At 38.4% G+C, this 17,714-nt stretch carries 18 protein-coding genes; all 18 read right to left on the bottom strand.

Going from position 1 to position 17,714, the window contains the following annotated elements; translation table 11 throughout:
• Positions 1 to 138: 138 nt before the first annotated feature.
• Positions 139 to 987 (bottom strand): polysaccharide deacetylase family protein, encoded by an 849-nt coding sequence (locus COL05_RS20875; RefSeq protein WP_098669995.1) that lies wholly within the window; start codon positions 985 to 987, stop codon positions 139 to 141.
• 165 nt (positions 988 to 1,152) lie between these two features.
• The gene (locus tag COL05_RS20880) at positions 1,153 to 1,287 is read right to left on the bottom strand and encodes a hypothetical protein (protein WP_000008901.1); all 135 of its coding nucleotides are present in this window, start codon (positions 1,285 to 1,287) and stop codon (positions 1,153 to 1,155) included.
• A 287-nt stretch (positions 1,288 to 1,574) separates the two neighbouring features.
• Complete coding sequence (spoIIQ, locus tag COL05_RS20885) at positions 1,575 to 2,480, bottom strand: stage II sporulation protein SpoIIQ (protein WP_098669996.1); 906 nt, start codon at positions 2,478 to 2,480, stop codon at positions 1,575 to 1,577.
• Between the two features lie 161 nt (positions 2,481 to 2,641).
• Positions 2,642 to 3,346: an ABC transporter permease gene (locus COL05_RS20890; protein ID WP_061680835.1), complete on the bottom strand. Its 705-nt coding sequence runs from the start codon at positions 3,344 to 3,346 to the stop codon at positions 2,642 to 2,644.
• A complete protein-coding gene (locus COL05_RS20895; RefSeq protein WP_000170848.1) occupies positions 3,346 to 4,188 on the bottom strand; it encodes an ABC transporter ATP-binding protein in 843 nt (280 codons plus the stop codon). The genes COL05_RS20890 and COL05_RS20895 overlap by 1 nt, the downstream gene beginning before the upstream one ends.
• 180 nt (positions 4,189 to 4,368) lie before the next feature.
• On the bottom strand, positions 4,369 to 5,376 hold the full coding sequence (locus tag COL05_RS20900; protein ID WP_098669997.1) for a LytTR family transcriptional regulator DNA-binding domain-containing protein: 1,008 nt from the start codon (positions 5,374 to 5,376) through the stop codon (positions 4,369 to 4,371).
• A gap of 273 nt (positions 5,377 to 5,649) precedes the next feature.
• Positions 5,650 to 6,669: a stage II sporulation protein D gene (gene spoIID, locus COL05_RS20905; protein WP_098669998.1), complete on the bottom strand. Its 1,020-nt coding sequence runs from the start codon at positions 6,667 to 6,669 to the stop codon at positions 5,650 to 5,652.
• A gap of 207 nt (positions 6,670 to 6,876) precedes the next feature.
• Complete coding sequence (gene murA / locus COL05_RS20910) at positions 6,877 to 8,181, bottom strand: UDP-N-acetylglucosamine 1-carboxyvinyltransferase (protein ID WP_098669999.1); 1,305 nt, start codon at positions 8,179 to 8,181, stop codon at positions 6,877 to 6,879.
• 39 nt (positions 8,182 to 8,220) lie between these two features.
• Positions 8,221 to 8,925 (bottom strand): YwmB family TATA-box binding protein, encoded by a 705-nt coding sequence (locus COL05_RS20915; RefSeq protein ID WP_373605323.1) that lies wholly within the window; start codon positions 8,923 to 8,925, stop codon positions 8,221 to 8,223.
• A 51-nt stretch (positions 8,926 to 8,976) separates the two neighbouring features.
• Positions 8,977 to 9,213 (bottom strand): DUF1146 family protein, encoded by a 237-nt coding sequence (locus COL05_RS20920; protein ID WP_000940742.1) that lies wholly within the window; start codon positions 9,211 to 9,213, stop codon positions 8,977 to 8,979.
• 212 nt (positions 9,214 to 9,425) lie between these two features.
• Positions 9,426 to 10,940, bottom strand: a complete 1,515-nt coding sequence (gene nuoN / locus COL05_RS20925; RefSeq protein ID WP_373605324.1) for an NADH-quinone oxidoreductase subunit NuoN — start codon at positions 10,938 to 10,940, stop codon at positions 9,426 to 9,428.
• Positions 10,941 to 10,947: 7 nt separating this feature from the next.
• On the bottom strand, positions 10,948 to 12,450 hold the full coding sequence (locus COL05_RS20930; RefSeq protein WP_098670002.1) for an NADH-quinone oxidoreductase subunit M: 1,503 nt from the start codon (positions 12,448 to 12,450) through the stop codon (positions 10,948 to 10,950).
• On the bottom strand, positions 12,447 to 14,309 hold the full coding sequence (nuoL, locus tag COL05_RS20935) for an NADH-quinone oxidoreductase subunit L (protein WP_098670003.1): 1,863 nt from the start codon (positions 14,307 to 14,309) through the stop codon (positions 12,447 to 12,449). The genes COL05_RS20930 and nuoL overlap by 4 nt, the downstream gene beginning before the upstream one ends.
• Positions 14,310 to 14,338: 29 nt before the next feature.
• Positions 14,339 to 14,653: an NADH-quinone oxidoreductase subunit NuoK gene (gene nuoK, locus COL05_RS20940; RefSeq protein WP_000100078.1), complete on the bottom strand. Its 315-nt coding sequence runs from the start codon at positions 14,651 to 14,653 to the stop codon at positions 14,339 to 14,341.
• Entirely contained in the window at positions 14,646 to 15,170 is a 525-nt protein-coding gene (locus tag COL05_RS20945) for an NADH-quinone oxidoreductase subunit J (protein WP_001012803.1), read from the bottom strand. The genes nuoK and COL05_RS20945 overlap by 8 nt, the downstream gene beginning before the upstream one ends.
• Complete coding sequence (gene nuoI, locus COL05_RS20950) at positions 15,167 to 15,586, bottom strand: NADH-quinone oxidoreductase subunit NuoI (RefSeq protein ID WP_000677191.1); 420 nt, start codon at positions 15,584 to 15,586, stop codon at positions 15,167 to 15,169. Before nuoI ends, COL05_RS20945 begins: the two co-directional genes overlap by 4 nt.
• A gap of 25 nt (positions 15,587 to 15,611) precedes the next feature.
• On the bottom strand, positions 15,612 to 16,613 hold the full coding sequence (nuoH, locus tag COL05_RS20955) for an NADH-quinone oxidoreductase subunit NuoH (protein WP_000573430.1): 1,002 nt from the start codon (positions 16,611 to 16,613) through the stop codon (positions 15,612 to 15,614).
• Positions 16,613 to 17,713 carry an NADH-quinone oxidoreductase subunit NuoD gene (gene nuoD, locus COL05_RS20960; protein ID WP_098670004.1) on the bottom strand — a complete coding sequence of 367 codons (1,101 nt, stop codon included), beginning with the start codon at positions 17,711 to 17,713 and terminating at the stop codon, positions 16,613 to 16,615. Before nuoD ends, nuoH begins: the two co-directional genes overlap by 1 nt.
• Position 17,714: the final 1 nt, after the last annotated feature.

Below are 17,714 nucleotides of genomic sequence, written 5' to 3' on the forward strand. Positions count from 1 at the left end.
TTGCCCGCACTACTGATATATGCTACATGTTCACTATTTTTGCGGACTAAGTACAAAAATATTTTAACTTCAGAAAAAATACAGGTTAAAACAAAAAAGCCTATTAGAATTTAAATACAATTCTAATAGGCTTGAACTTTACTTACTTGAAATCTCATATTTACCTGAAACTATATTCTCAAAAGTATCCATTTTAGTATCCGCTGAAATAAACCAACGTTTAATCTCTAGCGGTTTACTGTTCTCTGTAGCATACCCTGCGGAACTAGTAAAAGCTAATGCTACTCCCAATTCATTTAATGCTTCTACCGAAGCATTATTATATTTTCCAAATGGATAAGAGAAGTAGTTTGTTTGCAACAATTTATTACTTTGCAAAATATCTTTCTTAACATCATCTTTAGCTGCTTTAATTAATGCCGGTTTATTATCTATTACTTTATTAAGATCGTGTGTATGACTTCCAAATTCAAATACATCTTTCATTTTTTCTAACTCAATTTTACTCAACGTTTGAATATTCTTAGAATCAAACTTTTGAACTTTTTCAGTCAATTTAGATGATACTGCAAATGAAACAGCATGCATTTTATATTTTTTTAGAATTGGGTATGCATAGACATAATTTGATTTTGAGGAATTATCAAATGTAATTAGTACACTTTTTTCAGGAAGTGACTTCTTATCTTGTATAAAACCCTCAAATTCCTTTAGCGTTAACGCATGATACTTATTGTCTGCTAAATATTTAATTTGTTTTTCAAATTCACTTACAGATAAAATATTTTTCTTATCCTTAAATTCTGGATTACTCTTCTTATCTTTATCTTTAGCTAAATAGTAATACTGCAAAACAGGTACCTTCTTCTGGTTACTTTCAGCATTCATTTTATTATAAATGAAAAATCCAATCCCCGCGATTAATGCCACTACAACCGCTATTACAATAAATAATTTTTTCGAACTTTTGCTTTCTCTTGCTTTCAATTTAAAACTTCCCCCTCAACCACAACAAAAAAACACAGTATTTTAAAGTCCTACTGCATTCAAATATCGTTTTCTTATGTAAAAAATCACAATTAGTATTATACGGTCTAACCTTAAAAATTCCAATAGGTGTACAAAAAGAAAAAGACACTCTTTCTTAGAGCGTCATTCTTCCCGTTCAAACTCTTCTTCTAATAACTGATGGTGGGGAACCTCTTTTTTACCAGCAATGTAATAATATAAAGTAAATAAAACAAACAATAAAATAATAGCAGTCGACAGAACAAACAAAAATGACACAGTATCCCCTCCCTTTTGTAATATATATTCGAGAATCTCGTCATTTTTCCTTGTTATTGCAATTTTTTTCTCGAAATTGAGTATTTTTATATAAAGTGAAACTTTAATCAGTGGGCGCCATTTCCCACTGATTATTAGCCTTCACCAATCGGGCCTTTACGGGCAGTTGACCCCAGGCCTAACTTCTTAGCTTTCACTGAATTTTGAAATAGGGGTCTTACTGCCCGTTAATGCGGGGTAGAAATAAAAAAATCAGCTCTCTAGTGAGAACTGATTTTTTCACTTTCTTATTCTTGTGAAGAAGAACTGTTAGATGATTCTGTAGAACCATTTGTTGATTTTTCTTCTTTCTTCGGTTCTTCTTTTTTGTCACTAGTCGAACCGCTTGTTGATTTCTCTTCTTTTTGAGACTTGTCTTCTGTTTTATTTTCTGGTTTCGTGCTCGTTGACTTTTCTTCTTTTTGAGATTTGTCTTCAGCTTTTTTACCAGAAGCGTTCGTTGCCTTTGCAGCACCTGCATCAGCTTTAATTTCTGCTACTGACTTATTTAAGTAGCGCTCAGGGTTCACAGCCACATTGTCTTTACGTACTTCAAAGTGAACGTGAGAACCTGCTTCTTTATTCATTGCACTTAGACCGGATTTTCCTAATACTTCACCTTGTACAACTCGTGCACCTTTTTCTACTTTTACACTGCCTAAGCTTTGATAAGAAGCTGCTACACCATTTCCGCTATCAACTGTTACAACATAACCAAGAAGTGAATCTTTTTCAGCTTTCGTTACTGTACCACTTAAAGCAGCTGTAACATTGAATTCTTTTCCATTCTTCGCAGCAATGTCAATTCCTTTGTTCGGGGAATATGTGTTGTTATAAAAGACAAGTGCTTTTTCTTGTTCCGCCTCAGTTGCTGCATCTTCATAGAATTTCTTCTGTACGACTACTTCCACACTCGCGGCAGCTGGCATTTTCACTACTTCTGAAGATTTCGTTACTGGTACTGCTGGATCTTCCGTTTGTGTATACGGTGTTGCTTGATCTTGGTTCGGAGTCTTCTTCGGATTAGCTCCTTGGAACCATAACGCAACCATTAAGATTACCGCTGCACAAGCAATGTACAGTGCCGGAAACACCCATCTTTTTTGAAATAAATGTACTACCTTTTGCGACTTTTTATTATTTCTTCCTCGCATTCCATCATCACCTCAGCAATCATTTTGAACAATATTCACGCATCCTATACAACGTATAACTAATTACTTTTCGACAAAATCTGTAAAAATATGTATAGGAATTGTAAAATTTCCGAGGAAATGATTGAAAAAAGAAAAAACTGAGCGTTTCAGCTCAGTTTTTAGTCCAATTGTTTCTTTTTGTATACGATTAAACATGCAATAAGTGAAATAATAAGCCACACTCCAACATTTAGCATATGTCCACTAATACTACTAAACCCAGCACCCTCCACTAGGCTTTTAATTGCTTTTTCAAGATGAGATGTTGGAAGATAACTAATCATTGTCTTAATCATTTTATTTTCAACCATCGGCTCAAATTGTACAGCTAAATACATCGTCATTAATATCGGCATTCCAATTAGTGATGTTTGCGGGACAGACTCAGCTAGTAATCCAATCACTGTTCCAATTAAGATAAATAGAATTGTTCCACATAAGAAAATAAGTGCTAGCAATAATAGATTTCCACTTAATTGATCTAGAATAAATAAGTTTACAATGGAAATACCTAACGTTAAACATGCTGTTAATATACTTTTACCAAGAAGGACTTCAACAGAAGAAGCCGGTGAGAGCATTAACACACGTAACGTATGTTTTTCTTTCTCTTCTGCAATTACCATTGATTGAACAAACCCTGCAACAAATAGAAAGGACATTAAAGTAATGATGCCAACTCCTGCCTGTCCTTCTCCAAATCGACTAAATATAAATGCAAATATAATTGGTAAAGATGCCATTAATAAAACTTGTGAATTTGTCTTAAAATCCTGTACTTCTTTTCTAAAAATAGCTGATACACGTCTCATTGAAAATGTCATTATAATCCCCTCCCAGTAACTTCAATAAAGATATCACCTAACGTTGGCTCATAAGAATGAATGGATAATAGTTCCCCTTTTTTCATCCACTCTGAAATGCGTTTTGCACCTAATTCATCTTTTTGTACCGTTTCTTTCTTCTTATCCTTTAAAACGACTTGTATTTGATCTTTCGCGTATTGTAAGCGAAGGTTCTCCGGTGTATCAAGCGCTACAATTTCTCCACCACACAGAAAGGCAATGCGGTTACAAAGCGTTTCTGCTTCGTCCATGTTGTGCGTCGTTAAGAAAATTGTCGTTCCTTCTTTATTTAAGTCTTTTAAGATTTTATGAATGTTTTGTACGTTAACTGGGTCGAGTGCCGATGTTGGTTCGTCTAAGAAGAGGATATCTGGTTTATGAAGGATTGCTCTTGCTAGTGTAACGCGTTGCTTCATTCCTTTTGATAGTTTCTTTACCAATGTTTTTTTATCATCTAATAGATTCACTTGCGCTAGTACTTCATCAATTCGTTCTTTTTTACAATCGTATAAATCACAAAATAATAGTAAATTATCATAAATGCTAAGTCTCTCATATAAACCGCTGTTGTCTGTTAAAATACCAATTCGTTTGTAATCGATGCTACTTGGTCCTGTAATATCTTTTCCTAGTACCCTTACCGTTCCAACACTATGAAGTAGTTGAGAAGTTAAAATCTTTACTGTAGTTGTTTTTCCGGATCCACTCGGTCCGAGGAATCCAAAAATTTCTCCTTGCTTCACTTCAATATTTACATTTCGAAGTGCTGTTTTTTCGTTGAAACTTTTCATTACATCTTTCATTTCAATTGCTAATGTCATCTCGTCATCCCCTTTGTTTTTTCTTTTATAGATGAAAGTCGCTTTAGCGCTTTTCGTTTGTTTGTTTCGCTTTTCTTGACTTAATCATATGAAAAACAAAGAGTAGGCGCAGTAAAATAACGGTAAAAGGAGTATTTTTACCGGTGAATGAATCGTTTTTTGAGCTTATTAGAGCAATTTTTATAGCCCAATCACACCTTTTAATTCATCCATTCGTCCTTTTGAAAGCGGGATTGAACTTTTTCTTTCGTCATCTAAAATTAAACTAAAACTATTACGAGTCCACGTAATCACTTCTCGTACTCTTTGTAAATTTACAAGGTACGAGCGATGACATCTAAAGAACCCGAACCCTGTTAATCTCGCTTCTAGTTCAGTTAATGTTAACGCACATACGAAATCACCTTCGCGCACATGAATATGTGTCACTCCGTTTTGCGTTTCAATAAAATGAATTTCCATCGGATCAAGTAAAATGATTTTATCGTTTACTTTCGCTGGAATTCTTTCAAGTTTCATTTGCGGAATCATTTGAACAACCTTTTCTTCATCCAACTCTGCAATTTCTTCTTGTTCAATTTCTACTTTTTTCACACCATCATTGTTTAATATGTATACATCTTCTGTTAATGAAAGAGCATCTGATAAGAAAGAAGATGTGATAAAAATTGCCTTTCCTTGCTCTTTCATTTTCATAATTGCTTTCCTGATAATAATCGTACTCTCTGTATCTACATTTTGCTCCGGCTCTTCCAAAATAACTAAGTCTGGATTATGAATCATAACTCGTCCAATATGAAGGCGACGTTTCTCTGAAAATGATAGTTTTTCTATTTTAACGTTTAATTTATCTAAGAGGCCGACATATTGTACAACTTCCTCCGTGCTCATATTTGATTCATAAAGTCCTATTAAAAATTTAAAGTATTCCTTTACCTTCAAACGTTCGTATGCTTCATCTTTCAAAAAACAAAAACCGATGCGGGAATACATTTTCTTTCCAATTGTTTCCCCTTCAAACAGTACATTGCCAGTTGACGCTTCTTCTTCACCAATAATAATGCGGTGTAACACTTTAGCTGTATGATTATTGCATTGCAAAACAATACATTGTCCCTTCTCTACCTCTAGCTCAATTGTCGGTAACTGGTTCGTCTTTCCTAACTGTTTCAACTCCAGTAGCGCCATTTCGTCTCCCCCAAATACTTTTTATCCTATTATACCAAACAATTAATGGAAAATTATGATATTTCATACAGCATTTTAATAAAACTATGAAAACATAAAAAGGGTGGAAACGAGTTAACACACCCCCTATATCTTCTCACCACTGAACATTGAGGATTTGTCAAATATACTTATCGTACTTTAAGATATATTTACGATTCGACAAAAATAACTTATCTACCATCAAAAGAAAAAAACGTCCCAATATACATCCCGGGACGGTCTATTCTGCACCTATTTCTTCACCATCAACTTTCCTTCATAATCATTCATCGTCTTTATTTCAACGCCTTTGTAGTAATGAGCGACGATATCTGTATATTTCTTGCCTTCCGCTGCCATGCCGTTCGCTCCGTATTGGCTCATGCCGACGCCGTGGCCGAAGCCTTTCGTTGTAACAACGATTTTATCTCCCTCTTGTTTCCAAGTGAAGTCAGAAGAGCGTAAGTCTAACTTTTCACGAACTTCTTTTCCTGTTAATGTTTTCCCTTGAAATGCTACGTCTTTTACTCGCTTTCCTTCCGTAAGATCTTTAATATTTCCAACCTTCCCGTCTGCTAGCACTTTCACACCGAGACGTTTTTGAAAGTCAGCTACCGTAAAGGTTTGCTCGCTCGTAAATTTCGGAGAAGCTTGATCCCACGGACTATCTACGCTCTTTAAGTACGGATAATCATTTCCCCAGTAATCAGCTGCATTTTCTGTCCGGCCATTACTCGTTGAGAAGAAAGATGCTGAGATTGGTTTTCCATCATACGTTAAAACTTGTCCTGCGGTTTTCGAAACAGCTTCTTCGATTTTCTTCAAATTATTTTCGTAGTTATTGCCCCATTGTTTCTTCAATTCTTCTTTACTTTTGTACACTTGATCTTTCACCGTATCTGTCACGTCCGCATTGTTTTTCTTACCTCCGCTTAGCATACGCTGGACTACAAATGTTCTCGCTGCTAATGCCTGCGCCTTTAGCGCCTCTATTTCAAAACTGGCATTCATCTCAGAAGCTACTACACCGGTCACATACTCCTCCATAGGTAATGTTTCTACCTTTTTCTGTTTCTCGCGATATACAGCTACTTGAACCGCTGTATCCACTTTCCCTGGAGCTGGTATACTTTCTATCGCTGGAGGAGTTTTAGAAGCTGCTTCTTCCCCTACTTTTGCTTTCGCAAACGGAATAACAAGAGCAGCAGGTACAATGATAACGAGCGCTATGAGAAGCGCTACTGTAATAAAAAGTGGCTTTGAAAATTTCATCTTATTTCCCCCAATATAAAAAAGCTTTACTCCATTCATTCTTATGGAACAACTCTTTCTTTTAGAACATACTTAAGGGGACCAGTATAAAATGAAAATTTTCTAAATTTTTTCACTGGTACATGCATAAGTATAGAATTTCTTGACTATAACAGTAATAACCCAAAAAAATAGCCTCTACGTCAAAAGACGTAGAGACTATTTCAATTAAGCGTGAAGATCAGAAACTTCTTGTTCTTTCACTTCTTCTACTTTTTCGTTTACACGTTCAATAGTTGCACCTAATGCAGCTAATTTCTTATGGAAATCTACATAACCACGGTCAAGATGCTTTAACTCAGTTACACGAGTGTAACCTTCTGATACTAAACCAGCTAAGATTAATGCAGCAGCAGCACGTAAGTCAGTTGCACCTACTTCAGCACCTTGTAAGCTGTTTGGACCGTTCATAATAACAGAACGACCTTCGATTTTAATATCAGCATTCATACGACGGAATTCTTCAACGTGCATAAAGCGGTTTTCGAATACCGTTTCTGTAATCATACTTGTTCCTTCAGCTTGTAGTAATAATGCCATCATTTGTGATTGCATGTCTGTTGGGAAACCTGGATGAGGCATAGTTTTAATATCAACCGCTTTTAACTTATCTGGGCCGATAACACGTACACCTTCGTTTTCCTCAATAATTTTAACACCCATTTCTTCCATCTTCGCTGTAATTGAGCGTAAATGTTCAGGTACAGCATTTTCAATTAAGATGTCTCCACCAGTAATTGCCGCTGCAACCATGAATGTTCCCGCTTCAATACGGTCAGGAATAATAGAGTGGTTCGCACCATATAATTTATCAACGCCTTCGATACGAATCGTTCCAGTTCCAGCTCCGCGTACTTTCGCTCCCATCGCATTTAAGAAGTTAGCTAAGTCAACGATTTCTGGTTCTTTCGCTGCGTTTTCAAGGATTGTTGTCCCTTTTGCTAATGTAGCTGCAGACATAATGTTTTCTGTCGCGCCCACGCTTGGGAAGTCTAAATAAATTTTAGCACCTTTTAGTTCTCCCTCAACGTATGCCTCAACAAAACCGTTACCAACCTGTACTTTTGCTCCCATTGCTTCGAAGCCTTTTAAATGTTGGTCAATTGGACGTGAACCAATTGCACATCCACCAGGAAGTGCAATACGAGCACGACCATTACGCGCAAGTAATGGTCCCATTACTTGAACAGATGCACGCATTTTACGTACATATTCAAATGGCGCTTCAATGTTTAGCTCTTTAGAAGCATCGATTGTTACTTGGTTATTTTCAAATACGACTTCAGCATTTAAATGACGTAATACCTCATTAATTGTGTATACATCAGACAAAACTGGTACTTCAGATAGTACATTCTTTCCATCACTCGCTAATAGGGCTGCAGCGATTATAGGTAATACAGCATTTTTTGCGCCCTCAACACGCACTGTGCCGTTTAACCGCTTTCCGCCACGGACGATGATCTTTTCCAAATTATTCCCCTCCGTGTCCTTTTTTCAGTATCTATTCACTCAATACTCAGAAGTTATGATCGGTGTGCCAACCACAATTGTATCTTTGTTGTCTGTAGAACGCATTGCTATTTGCACATTTATTTTCTCTCTATTTGTTGAAAGAGCGTCATCCCACTTTTTATTGTATGCGGAGACTGACACAAATGCTCTTTCTTCTATCTGTTCGATCGCTCTTGCTGAAAGATCTTTCAAAACCTGATTGGTTTTATTTTGCAAAACACCTTCAATCTTATCATTCAGTACACCTTGAACACAAGTGTAAATTATAGGTTTTTCACTAAAAATTTTATTTGTTTTCTGAATGTACTTCGGGTCCCATTTCGCCCCACTCACTTCAAAAATAATGAAAGTGTTTTCTTTAGTATTTTCCTTACTCCAAGTTACTACTACTCGTTCTTCATGAGAAGAGAACTTTTTATAAGATGTAGCTTTATATCCCTCTGGAGATTGCTCTAATTCCCATTTTTGAATATTTGCCTTGTCCTTCACATCGTTTAACAACTTTTGAAACGTATGTATATTAGAAATTGTTTTTGTTTCTCGCGCTAACCATGACCATTTCTCTACTTTAGCATCATTTTTCTCTAAGGATGCAATCATGCTCTCCATTTTCTGTTCATCACTGATCGGTTTCATCTCTCTATATCCAACCAAAAATAAAACAACACTAAGTGCAATAATAAGAATGGCTTTAAGCTTCAATTTCATCCCCTCCTATCCCCATTGTTAACGGAGATATGAGGTTCTATACACTTACTTTACTAAATACGTTAAACTCTTTGAATAGCCTAAATAGTCAAGGAAAAAGTTACTTACAGATGTCCCAATTGCAATTGTAATTAGGATGAGTAATACTCTCGTCTGCATTACCTTTCCAGGCTTCATTAAACGCTCAATATGGATACCTTGTAAGGCCCACCACGTAATGGTAATAAACAATAAATGCGAAACAATGGCAATCAGTGCTTGTTGCCCTAAAAGATGTGCCAAAAAATCGACCCCTTTTTACCTAGCTACTACCTATGGAATACTATAAAAACGATACCATAATAAGTAGGAGCCACACTTTTTCAAATACAAATAAGCATCTTACATTTCACATCATAATTTTCTCTAAAAAAACGTATACCTATATGCATTTTCATTTGTAGTTCACACAAAATAAAAAGCGCAGAGTAAGGACTCCACACCTTTTATTTTCACTATTGTACCACGTTCCCTAAGAAGAAGAAATCTTTCATTAATGGAAAATATTCATAAAAGAAATTGTATCCAATCATCGGCATAATCCCTAGTATTACAATAGAAATTGCACAAAGACTCATTACAACCTTTATATTAAATGGCAAATGAATTTTCTCTTCTACTTCTCCCGTTCTGAAAAACATTTGCTGTAAAATACGGAAATAATATACGAATGAAATGACTGTCGTTCCCATCATAATAGAAGCTAGTACGTAACGAGCTGGCTCTACATGAAGTGCACCTAAAAAGATGTTAATTTTCCCGATGAAACCAGCTGTTCCTGGTATCCCGGCCAACGATAAAATAAAAATCGTCATTACGATCGCTGTAAATGGCGACCTTTTATATAATCCAGTGAAAATGGTGATATTTTCTTTGTCGCTTTGTAAGATTAAGCCGTGGATAATCGCAAATGCGCCTATATTCATCAGCATATATGCAAGCATGTAAAACCACATGCTATCCATCGTAAATGGTGATAATGCGACAAGTGGAACGAGTAAATACCCCGCATGTGCGATTCCTGAATAGGCGAATAAGCGTTTTACGTTATATTGCTTTAATGCGACTACGTTTCCGATAATCATCGTAATACTCGCCAATGCAGCGATGTATATACTCATACGTCCGTATAAAGATTGCACGTCTCCTTGCACCGATACACTTGCAAAAACCATGAGGAACAGACGAATAATGAGTAGGAACCCTGCAATTTTAGAAATCGTCCCTAGAAAAGCGGTAACAGGTGTAGCCGCCCCCTCATACACATCTGACGCCCACATATGAAACGGTACTGTTGCAATTTTAAACGAGAGTCCAACAAGTAATAGTAGAAATGCGAGAGCTAACAATAACTGAATACCACCTGCAAGCTCTCCTGCGAATACTTTTTGCATATCCACGATGTTGGTTGACCCTGTAATGCCGTACAAATAACTCATTCCAAAGAGTGTAATGGCCGTTCCGATTCCTCCATTAATGACATATTTCATGGCCGCCTCATTTGATGCACGGTTCTTTTTTCGTATTCCTACTAAAATGTAGGAAGAAAGTGAAAGCAATTCTAAGCCGACGAAAAGTGTAATGAAATCAACGCTAGAAGCCATAAACATAGCCCCAAGAAGCGCCATTAAAAATAAGTAATAATATTCTCCCTTATCTTCAATGGGATTCTTCTTGTCATCGCTCATTGCGGTGCATAAGATGAGGGCGGCTCCGCCTAATAACAACGTTTTAAACCCTTTTGAAAACCCATCTAACACAAACGATCCGTTTAAAATATCTCCCGTTGGTTCACCGTATAGTGTAATTAATGAGACGATTGCTAATATGACGGCTGCAATTGCGCTAAGCGCTACATATCTATGGTTCAGCTTAAAAAACAAATCACATATGGAAAGAAGGATGGCAGCTCCGAGAATAATGAATTCTGGCACCATGAGATGCCATGATAAACTAAGTAACGTATTCATATCCATCCTACTTCACCCCCAATGTTTTCAATGTATTTTGAAGCGGATCCCCTAGTATTTCTGGCATTACTCCAATTGCAATAATGCAGAAGATAAGCAGCAAAATCGGGACATACTCCCATCCGTGTATATCAGCTTTCGCTTCCCACTCTTTCTTACCGAATGTTACTTGCAGTGTTGCTCTTAATACATATACAGCGGTTAAAATGATGCCAAGTACACCGACTGCAGCAATGACCGGCTCCCCTTGGAATAAACCGAGAAAGGCGAGAAACTCGCTAACAAATCCAGACATTCCTGGCAATCCAAGCGATGCCATTCCTCCCGCTAAGAAGAATCCGCTAAGTACTGGCACACTTTTTGCGAGTCCGCCAAGCGCTGTAATATCCGACGTTCCAAAACGCTGTTCTATAACGCCGAGTAGGAAAAAGAGTAAGGCTGCGATTAGACCGTGAGACACAACTTGGAATAGTGCTCCTTGTGTACCCGGTGCATTTAACGCCGCAAGTCCCATTAATACAATGCCCATATGCGAAATACTAGAGTAAGCGAGTACCTTCCGAAAGTCCGTTTGAATGAGCGCTAAGAAGGCTCCGTACAATAAATTAATGACCCCTAAAATCGCAATGAGCGTTGCAAATTCGCGAAAGTATTCCGGGAATAATCCCTGTCCGAAGCGAATCATACCGTATGCTCCAATCTTCAGTAAAACACCCGCATGAAGCATAACTACAGCCGGATGCGCTTCAATATGTACATTGACCATCCAGCGATGTAACGGGAAAACGGGTAGTTTAATCGCAAAAGCGATCATTATGCTAAGAAACAAGCCGAATTGTAAGCTACTTGAGACAGCCATTCCTCCGCCAGCACCTACACTCGTTAATATTTCTTTAAGCTCTGTCATATTCGTTGTACCTGTTTTCGCAAATAAAACCGAGAAAACGATGAGCAAAATAGCGGAGCCAATACCGTTATATATTAAATAACTATAAGCTGCCTTTTCACTCGACAATTTCCCCCACTTCCCAATTAATAAAAACATCGGCGGCAATGTGATTTCAAAGAAGATAAAGAACAACATTAAATTTTGAGCAGCGAAGACGCCGAGCATCCCTATTTCTAACATGAGTAATAGCATATAAAATGCTTTCAAATTCCTTTTAATCGTAAATGCCGCAATTGCTGCAAGCATCGCTAATAGGGCCGTCAGCACCATCATAACGAGTGATAAACCATCAATACCAAGCTCGTAATAAATGGAAAACCACCTTTTATCGACCGCTGCAAAATCCCCAAATTTAATCCATTTCACTTTTTCATCAAATAGCGACAAACTCTTTCCAGAAGCATATGTACAAGCGAGGACAATAGCAATTCCGAATGGAAGCGCCGTTCCAAATAAACCGAGCGCTCGCACTGTACGCGATTCTTTTTTCGGCGTTAATGCAAGTAAGAGAATTCCTAAAAGCGGGGAAAAAATGAAGAACGTTAATAACAAATCATTCATCGTAAATCCCCTCCCGTATAGAGCAAAATAATGACAAGTACTGCAAGTGAAACAGCTGTTACAGTCCCGTACACTTGTACATTTCCATTTTGGAGTCTAGACCCGATTCCACTTAACCCTTTAACTAAACTCCCTATTAAAACGGCAATTCCTTCGACTACATACACCTCAAATAAGCGAAGCACATGAGCGATTCCTTTCGTAACAGGAAGCACCGTCATATTGTATAGTTCATCCACATAATATTTTTCTTTCAAAAGATTATAAAGAGGTGCTTCTTCGCTCCCAGCCCAATCTCTAGAAATAGATTTCTTGCCATATATGAAATATGCGAGAGCAATTCCTGCAAATGAAACGAGCGTCGCAACAATCATAATCCAAAACGGTCCGTGTGCTTCTCGCGCTTTAAATGCTACATCTTTCGTAAGCCAATCCCCGAGAAATGTCCCAAACCACGGTGTATTAATATAACCTGCCACTACTGCAAGAACCCCGAGAACGATCATCGGATACGTCATAATGCGGGGCGATTCATGCACATCTTCCTCCGTCTTCGCTTCCCCAGTAAAGACAAGGAAGTATAGCCGGAACATGTAGAATGCTGTTAGGAATGCTGCAATTACTGCTAAGGTGAATAAAACATAATTGCCGTTCATCCAAGTCGCCGCTAAAATTTCATCTTTACTAAAGAAGCCGGAAAGGAGTGGCACACCACTAATTGTAAGAGTACCGATTAAAAATAAGGCACCCGTTACTTTCATCTTCTTCTGTAAGCCGCCCATTTTATTAATGTTTTGCGTATGCACTGCATGAATGACACTTCCTGCTGCCAAAAATAGTAGCGCTTTAAAAAAGGCATGTGTCGTTAAATGGAAAACACCTGCTACATAACCAGCAGACCCTAGCGCAAGCATCATGTACCCGAGCTGGCTAACTGTAGAATAAGCGAGCACTCTCTTTATATCCGTTTGTACAAGACCGATGGAAGCCGCAAAGATTGCAGTAAAGGCGCCAACGATTGCCACCGTCTGCATCGCCACCGCACTTGCTGAAAATAGCGGAAACATCGTCGCCACTAAATATACGCCAGCTGCGACCATTGTCGCCGCATGAATAAGTGCCGAAACAGGCGTCGGACCTTCCATTGCATCTGGTAACCACGTATGAAGCGGGAACTGACCTGATTTCCCCATTGCACCAATAAAAATTAATATCGCTGTTATTGTAATCATCGTAGGGGTAAGATCCCCAGTATGAATCGCTCTAAAAATTGCATCATATTCAAAACTACCTGCATGCCAGAAAAGTAAGATCATCCCAATAAATAAACCGACATCTCCAATACGAGTCATAATAAAAGCTTTTTTCGCAGCAGCCTTCGCTTCTTCTTTAAAGAAATAAAAACCGATGAGTAAAAATGAACCGAGGCCTACTAACTCCCAAAATATATACAGCTGTAATAAATTCGGTGATATAACGAGCCCAAGCATCGCAAATGTAAAGAGCCCTAAATAGGCGTAAAAGGTTGGTAATCTTTCCTCACCTTTCATATAACCTTTCGAATACACATGTACAAGTAAACTCACAAGCGTAACGATAAACAACATTAAAGCCCCTAATGCAGTCACTTCAAAGCCGAATGATATATCAATATCTCCAGCTCTAAGCCAGACCCACTTATGTTTCACTGGTACTGTCGAAAACCGTTCTATTAATACAAGTACCGCAAATATAAAGGAGAGAAAGACGAAGAAAATACTAAGTACACTGCTTCCTTCTCTAATTTTCTTCCCGAATATAATTAATAACAAAAACGAAACAAGCGGGAAAAGCGGTATGAGCCATGCATAATCGATCATTGTTTCCTTCCCCCTTTTCGGTCACAATGTTATCCTTTGAGCGTATCCATTTCATCTACATGAACTGTCGTACGATTACGATACAAAGCAATTAAAATGGCGAGTCCTACCGCCGCCTCCGCTGCTGCTACGGCCATCGTAAACAGAGAGAAAATTTGCCCTGTTAAATTTGGGAACAAACCTAATTTACTAAACGCTACTAAATTTAAATTAGCTGCGTTCAGCATTAATTCAATACAAACTAATACAATCACTGTATTGCGCTTCGTTAAAGCTCCAAACAAACCGATGCAAAACAAAATAATCGCAAGTGTTAAATACGCAGAAGCAGGCACGCTACTCATTGGAATCCTCCTCTTTCTCATCCTTCTTCGCAAGAATAATTGCACCCACAAGTGCTACAAGTAAAATAACTGAGGTTAACTCAAATGGAATAATATATTTTGAATAGAGAAGCGTACCGATTTGAAGTGTGTTTTTTTCATGGAGAGGTAAACTTCCTTGTGTGCTTTCATTTGCGAAATCAATATTGTTAACAGCGAAATACATAACTGCCCCAAATGCTACAACCGCAAAGAAGATAATCCATTTTCGAAGAGTAAGACGCGATTCATTTTCCGCGTTATGTTTCGTTAACATAATGCCAAAAATCATAATAATTGTGATCGCACCCGAATAAAGTAAAATTTGTGCAACTCCGATAAATTCAGCTGATAAAAGAAAGTACAAACCCGCAATGCTGAGAAATGTCAGAACGAGAGCTAACATCATATGCATGACTTTCGTTAAGTTCAACATAAGAACGCCGCCAATAATTGCAGACAAGGATAGTATAAAGAATGCTATAAACTCGCCATTCATGCTTTATTCTCCTTCCTGACGTTTTCGTCGTTTTCGTCAAGCCACTGCAAATTTTTAAATAAGTCATCCCGTGAATATTCCGCGAGTTCAAAGTTATTTGTCATGACAATCGCCTCTGTCGGACAAACTTCTGTACATAAATCACAAAGAATACAAATTTCAAAATTAATATCGTACGTGTCGATAATTTTCCCTTTTTTCGTAGGATCGGGATGTTTTTTCCCCGTTAATTGAATACAGTCTGTCGGACAAATGTTGGAGCACTGATTACAAACAATACACTTTTCCGGATAGAACTTTTGAATCCCTCGAAACCGGTCTGGCAATGGCAACGGTTGGTTCGGATAATCATAAGTTACCTTCTTCTTGCTCAAATTGCTTAATGTATATTTTAATCCTTTAAATAGTCCTTTCATCTCTTACTGGCACCCCCTTCATAGATTAGAAGAATAACTCCTTAATCAATGCCGTTAAGAAAATATTTGCAAGTGCAATTGGCAATAATACTTTCCAGCCAAACTCCATTAACTGGTCACCTCTTATACGCGGAAACGTCACGCGGAACCAAATTAATAGAAAGACTACACTGCTAAACTTTAAAGCAAACCATACGGCACCTGGAATAAATCCAAGAAACATTACTGGATTCCATCCGCCTAAAAAGAGCACAGTAATTAAAGATGCCATCCCGAAGAAATATACGTACTCTGAAAGCATGAAAAACGCCCAGCGAAACCCTGAGTATTCCGTATGGTATCCAGAAACAAGCTCCGACTCGGCTTCTGGTAAATCGAACGGCGTCCTATTTAACTCTGCTACCGCTGCGATTAAAAACACGACGAAACCGATTGGCTGCACGAAAATGTACCAAACATTCTCCTGTGCCGCTACGATTTCATTTAAATTTAGGCTGCCCGCTAACAAAACAATCCCAATTACACTCATTACGAGCGGAATTTCATAAGAAATCATTTGCGCCGCCGCGCGCATCCCTCCTAAAAGGGAATATTTATTATTTGATGCCCATCCTCCGGTCACAACCCCAATCGTCGTAATGCCAGAAACAGCAATGTAATACAGTAGACCTACGCCAATATCCGCAAACTGAAATTTATCAGTAAACGGGATGACTGCAAGCACCATAAATGCTGGTGCGAATGCAATGACAGGTGCTAATATAAACAGCGGTTTATCTGCCGCCTTCGGAATACTATCTTCTTTCAATAATAGTTTTAAAACATCGGCTACCGTTTGCAGTAAACCGAACCGGCCCCCGACTTGGTTTGGCCCAATCCGCCCTTGCATAAAACCCATCACTTTCCGCTCTGCCAAAATACCATATGTAACGAAGCCAAGGACCGCAAATAGTAGAAGCACCGCTAACCCGAAAAAAATGAAGAAATTCGTCCAGCTTGAAGGTGATTGTAAGAGCGTTTCAATCATCAGCCATCAACCTCCCCAAGTACAATATCAACTCCACCTAAAATCGTAATTAAATTGGCGATGTTTTCACCTTTCAATAACTTCGGTAAAATTTGCAAATTGTAAAAAGACGGCCTGCGAAACTTCAAGCGGTACGGCTCTTTCTTTCCGTCACTAGCAATATAGCAACCAATCTCTCCGCGCGGCGACTCTATACGAACGAAGGCTTCCCCTTTAGGCGCCTTAATAATTTTCGGCACTTTCGCAAGTACTGCTCCCTCTTTCGGGAACTGCTGGACAGCTTGCTCAACAATTTTTAACGACTCCTCAATTTCTTTCATGCGGCAAACGTAGCGATCCCAAGCATCCCCCACGCTTCCAACAGGAATATCGAAATCAAAACGGTCATAAATCGAATACGGCTCATCTTTGCGAAGATCCCAGTTTACTCCTGTGCATCGTAAATTCGCTCCGCTTAAAGAATACGAAATCGCATCTTCCACGCTATATATACCAACGCCTTTTACACGATTTAAGAAAATCTCATTCCCACTAACGAGATCATGGTAACCTGCCAATTGCTCTCTCATATACGGAACAAACTCTTCCACTTTTTCAATCCAACCGTCCGGCGCATCCCACTTTACACCGCCGACTCTCATATAGTTAAAGGTAAGCCGGGCACCGCATAATTCGTTTAATAAATTTATGATCATCTCTCGCTCACGAAACGCGTACAAAAATGGGCTGACTGCTCCTATATCAAGAAGATTTGTCCCCCACCAAACGAGATGGCTCGCAATCCTTCCAAGCTCCATTGCAAGCACTCGCAAGTATTCGGCCCGCTCCGGAATTTCAAGCCCCATCATCGTCTCTACAGCGTGGCAAATGACGTAATTATTCGTCATGGCCGATAAATAGTCCATTCGATCTGTATAAGGGATAATTTGCGTATACTGTAAGCTCTCTGCAATCTTTTCAGTCCCGCGATGCAAATATCCAATAACCGGTGTAGCTTCTTTAATAATTTCCCCGTCAATCTTAATAACAAGCCTGAACACACCATGCGTACTCGGATGCTGAGGACCTACATTCAAAAGCATTTCTTCCGTACGGATCATT

It is taken from the genome of Bacillus sp. AFS059628 (assembly GCF_002571225.1).
Classification (GTDB): Bacteria; Bacillota; Bacilli; order Bacillales; family Bacillaceae_G; genus Bacillus_A.

What these genes read in the sequence shown, in the direction of transcription:
- nuoN (WP_373605324.1), bottom strand. Translation starts at nt 10,940, where the DNA reads ATGAATACGTTACTTAGTTTATCATGGCATCTCATGGTGCCAGAATTC.
- spoIIQ (WP_098669996.1), bottom strand. Translation starts at nt 2,480, where the DNA reads ATGCGAGGAAGAAATAATAAAAAGTCGCAAAAGGTAGTACATTTATTT.
- COL05_RS20895 (WP_000170848.1), bottom strand. Translation starts at nt 4,188, where the DNA reads ATGACATTAGCAATTGAAATGAAAGATGTAATGAAAAGTTTCAACGAA.
- nuoI (WP_000677191.1), bottom strand. Translation starts at nt 15,586, where the DNA reads ATGAAAGGACTATTTAAAGGATTAAAATATACATTAAGCAATTTGAGC.
- COL05_RS20890 (WP_061680835.1), bottom strand. Translation starts at nt 3,346, where the DNA reads ATGACATTTTCAATGAGACGTGTATCAGCTATTTTTAGAAAAGAAGTA.
- COL05_RS20945 (WP_001012803.1), bottom strand. Translation starts at nt 15,170, where the DNA reads ATGAATGGCGAGTTTATAGCATTCTTTATACTATCCTTGTCTGCAATT.
- nuoK (WP_000100078.1), bottom strand. Translation starts at nt 14,653, where the DNA reads ATGAGTAGCGTGCCTGCTTCTGCGTATTTAACACTTGCGATTATTTTG.
- COL05_RS20900 (WP_098669997.1), bottom strand. Translation starts at nt 5,376, where the DNA reads ATGGCGCTACTGGAGTTGAAACAGTTAGGAAAGACGAACCAGTTACCG.
- nuoL (WP_098670003.1), bottom strand. Translation starts at nt 14,309, where the DNA reads ATGATCGATTATGCATGGCTCATACCGCTTTTCCCGCTTGTTTCGTTT.
- nuoD (WP_098670004.1), bottom strand. Translation starts at nt 17,713, where the DNA reads ATGATCCGTACGGAAGAAATGCTTTTGAATGTAGGTCCTCAGCATCCG.
- nuoH (WP_000573430.1), bottom strand. Translation starts at nt 16,613, where the DNA reads ATGATTGAAACGCTCTTACAATCACCTTCAAGCTGGACGAATTTCTTC.
- COL05_RS20930 (WP_098670002.1), bottom strand. Translation starts at nt 12,450, where the DNA reads ATGAATGATTTGTTATTAACGTTCTTCATTTTTTCCCCGCTTTTAGGA.
- spoIID (WP_098669998.1), bottom strand. Translation starts at nt 6,669, where the DNA reads ATGAAATTTTCAAAGCCACTTTTTATTACAGTAGCGCTTCTCATAGCG.